The 3,938-nt window shown below is 38.8% G+C and carries 2 protein-coding genes; one reads left to right on the top strand and one right to left on the bottom strand.

Annotation, left to right across the window (positions count from 1 at the left end; translation table 11 throughout):
• The coding region (locus E1171_RS05620) for a sodium-translocating pyrophosphatase (protein WP_155204923.1) at window positions 1-2,165 on the top strand (2,165 nt) is incomplete at its 5' end.
• 96 nt (window positions 2,166-2,261) lie between these two features.
• Here E1171_RS05620 and E1171_RS05625 read toward each other — a convergent pair.
• Window positions 2,262-3,287 carry an aldo/keto reductase gene (locus E1171_RS05625; RefSeq protein ID WP_155204925.1) on the bottom strand — a complete coding sequence of 342 codons (1,026 nt, stop codon included), beginning with the start codon at window positions 3,285-3,287 and terminating at the stop codon, window positions 2,262-2,264.
• Window positions 3,288-3,938: the final 651 nt, after the last annotated feature.

Genomic DNA, 3,938 nt, shown 5'->3' on the forward strand with positions numbered 1-3,938 from the left:
TTCCAGTCTTTGGGCTGGTTTCTCTTGTCTATACCGCAATAAGATCCTCTTGGGTATCCCGTCAGGATTATGGGGAGGAAAATATGAGGAGTATTGCCGGTCACATTGCCGATGGGGCTATGGCCTTTCTGAAGGCTGAGTACAAAACCCTCTCTTATTTTGTTGTCATTACTTCTCTCTTTTTGTTTTATTTAGGCTATTCAGGAGAAAATTCACATCCTTTTATTGTTCTGGCCTTTATTGTAGGTGCCATGTTTTCTGCCTTGGCAGGATTCATAGGTATGAGGATCGCTACTAAAGCGAATGTCCGAACCACACAAGCAGCCCGTAATAGCCTTTCCAAAGCACTCAAGGTTTCATTTGTCGGTGGATCAGTTATGGGTATGGGTGTGGCTGGCCTTGCCGTATTGGGGCTGGGAGGCCTTTTTATTGCTTTTTTCATGTTCTTTCTTCCTGAAGGGTTAACCGAAACAAATCGCCAATCTCTTGTGATTGCCTTAGAAGTCCTAACGGGTTTTTCATTAGGAGCCGAAAGTATTGCCCTTTTTGCCAGAGTGGGAGGAGGGATATATACTAAGGCGGCGGATGTAGGTGCTGATTTGGTTGGAAAAGTGGAAGCAGGTATTCCTGAAGATGACCCTAGAAATCCGGCTACAATTGCCGATAATGTTGGAGATAATGTAGGGGATGTCGCAGGAATGGGGGCAGATCTTTTTGGTTCTTACGTTGCTACTATTTTGGCAACTATGGTGCTTGGAAGTGAAATAAATACTTTGAATTCCGATAAATTTTTTGGACTGTCTACCATTATTCTTCCCATGCTAATAGCAGGTCTTGGGATAATATTCTCAATTATCGGGACCTTTTTTGTTCGAATAAAAGAAAATGGTAACGTACAAAAGGCCCTGAATTTGGGCAATTGGTCATCCATTGTGTTAACTGCCATTGCCTGTTACTTTTTGACTCATTGGTTGTTGCCTGAATCCATGAATTTAAGAGGAACTGTTTTTTCTCCTGATGAGGTTTATTATTCTATTATTACTGGTTTAGTGGTAGGGACATTAATTAGTCTTATTACCGAGTATTTTACCTCCATGAACAGAAAACCGGTTAATTCCATAATAAGGCAGTCTTCCACGGGGAGTGCTACAAATATTATTGCTGGCCTTAGCGTAGGAATGATGTCTACTGCGATGCCAATTCTTCTTTTTGCTGCAGGTATTTATGTTTCCTTTACCTTAGCGGGTTTTTATGGAGTAGCCATAGCTGCCGCCGGCATGATGGCAACTACCGCCATGCAATTAGCCATTGATGCCTTTGGCCCAATTGCTGATAATGCTGGTGGAATTGCAGAAATGAGTGGTTTACCTGAGGAGGTAAGGGAAAGAACAGATATTTTGGATGCGGTGGGGAATACTACTGCCGCCACTGGCAAGGGGTTTGCTATTGCCTCCGCCGCCTTAACTTCATTGGCTCTGTTTGCAGCTTTTGTAGGAATTTCTGGAATTACCACCATTGACATATATAAGGCAGATGTGTTGGCGGGCCTCTTTGTGGGAGGAATGATCCCATTTGTTTTTTCAGCTCTTACCATTAGTGCCGTTGGGCGTGCTGCCATGGCTATGGTGGAGGAAGTAAGACGTCAATTCAGAGAGATTGATGGTATTATGGAAGGAAAGGCTTCTCCTGAATACGATAAATGTGTTAATATTTCTACTCAGGCAGCTATTAAAGAAATGATTTTGCCGGGTCTTTTGGCTTTGATTGTGCCTGTTATAGTAGGATTTACTTTTGGACCTGAAGTTTTGGGAGGTTTATTAGCAGGTGTTACTGTTTCCGGAGTATTGATGGCTATTTTTCAATCCAATGCTGGAGGAGCGTGGGATAACGCCAAGAAATCCTTTGAAAAAGGAGTGGAAATCAATGGTAAAATGGAATATAAGGGTTCTGATGCCCACAAAGCTTCTGTGACTGGCGATACTGTAGGAGATCCATTTAAAGATACATCAGGGCCTTCTATGAACATCTTGATTAAACTTATGTCTATTGTAGCCTTGGTTATTGCACCACATATTGCAGTTAAAAATACTCATCAAGGGGATAATATTAAGCAAGAGAATCCAATAGAAGTGCTTCAAAAAGAACTTAATGGAGATCAATCCTAATGATTTTTAATTTGCATCTTTTTAAGAAAAGTCAGTGCTATTACTGACTTTTCTTTTGGCCAATCCCCAATTCTGAATTCTTAACAATAACTTTAATCAACTTCGGTGATTATCAATACTCTCAAAAGTTCCACCAAATAAATTTTGTCGACTTGCCTCCTTTCTCAGTTGTTCATGAGGAACCCCTAAATCAATGGCGCTGACTTGAGACAGTTGGTTGAGGTGGTTTTTGTCTAATTCAAATGATAAACACCCCATGGTATCCTTCAGCTGTTCTAATTTACGTGCTCCCAAAATTGGAATAACTACTTGATTCTTTTGTCGAAGCCAATTTAGGGCTACTTGGGCGGGGCTGCACCCTACGTCTTTGGCAACTTCTACCACTGCTGATGCAATTTTTTCACTTGTTGGGGTCAGTTTGTAATTTCCTGGCTGAAGACGTCCCGATTCTTTTTTGAGATATTTTCCAGTTAGAATACCTGCCCCTAAAGGGGCCCATGGTGTGATTGCTAAATCAAAGCTTTTTGCCAAGGGTAGTATTTCTCGCTCGGCAGTTCTTTCCAGTAAACTATACTCAATTTGAATACCCATAAATGAACTCCAACCTCTTAATTCTGCCAGGGTATTTGCTTGGGCAATAATCCAGGCTGGAGTATTGGAAATACCGATGTAATTTACCTTTCCGGCTGAAATAAGGTCATCTAATGACCGTAATACCTCCTCCACAGGTGTTGTAAAATCCCAGGCATGTAACCAAAGAATGTCAATATAGCCTGTTTTTAACCTCTTCAAACTGGCTTCAATAGATCGTCTTAGGTTTTTACGATGATTTCCACAATAATTGGGGTCTCCCATTTTATCTCTTATGCTATATTTGGTGGCCAACACAAAATGATCCCGGTCTTCATGAATAAATTCACCCAGGAAAAGTTCGCTGGTCCCGTCAGTATACCTGTTTGCTGTATCCAGAAAATTGCCTCCCATATTTGCATAAAGGTCAAAGATTTCTTTGCTGGTATCGTAATCTGCTCCCCATTCAATTCCCTTAGTTCCAAAGGTCATAGTTCCAAGGCATAATTCAGATACTCTTAATCCACTTTTTCCAAATAGTTTATAGCGCATAGTTTATAGTCTAATGGTGATGTATTTTTAATGTTTGCGAACTTCTTAATATGAAGTAGAAGTTAGGAATGACTAAGGTTGAAAATTTATCCTTTATAGTTAATTGAGTAAAACTGGTCGGGCTCTTGTTAATTCATTTGTTTATTGGCATTTACAATTTATCAATTTTATAGGTTTTTATAAATCTTTTGCCATTCATCCATTTAATTTTGGATTATTTATCTGAAAAGGTCTTAGCCAAAATTCACATTCCTTGTGGGATTGCTCTTTAAATTCGTAATACTGTTAATGTCTTTAATTTATGTTGCTTGATGCTCAAGGGTTTTTCCTTTTTTTTATTGAAGAAAAAGCTGGTTTTAATAGATTTGATTAAATCCGCTTCCTTCCCGAAAATTTGTTTATTTATTCTTAGGCTTATTTCTTTGGTTTTTTTCCCAGTGGGAGAATATTATGTTTTTTATTAGTTTTCTGATTTGAGGTTATGAGACAAAGAAGGCTTTTTGTTTAAAATTCAAAGTAATAATATAGAAGGGGATTAGGGGATAGTTTTTTAGCTTTCAAATCTTTTTAATGTCTGAATTCTATTTTTTTATATTCCCATTTAGTTAATCTTAATTACTAATTCATAAATCTTAATTAGTTTTAATTACC

The organism is Xanthovirga aplysinae (assembly GCF_009711365.1).
In the GTDB taxonomy this organism is placed as follows: Bacteria; Bacteroidota; Bacteroidia; order Cytophagales; family Cyclobacteriaceae; genus Xanthovirga; species Xanthovirga aplysinae.

Coding starts and splice junctions, on each gene's coding strand:
- E1171_RS05625 (WP_155204925.1), bottom strand. CDS start 3,287: ATGCGCTATAAACTATTTGGAAAAAGTGGATTAAGAGTATCTGAATTA.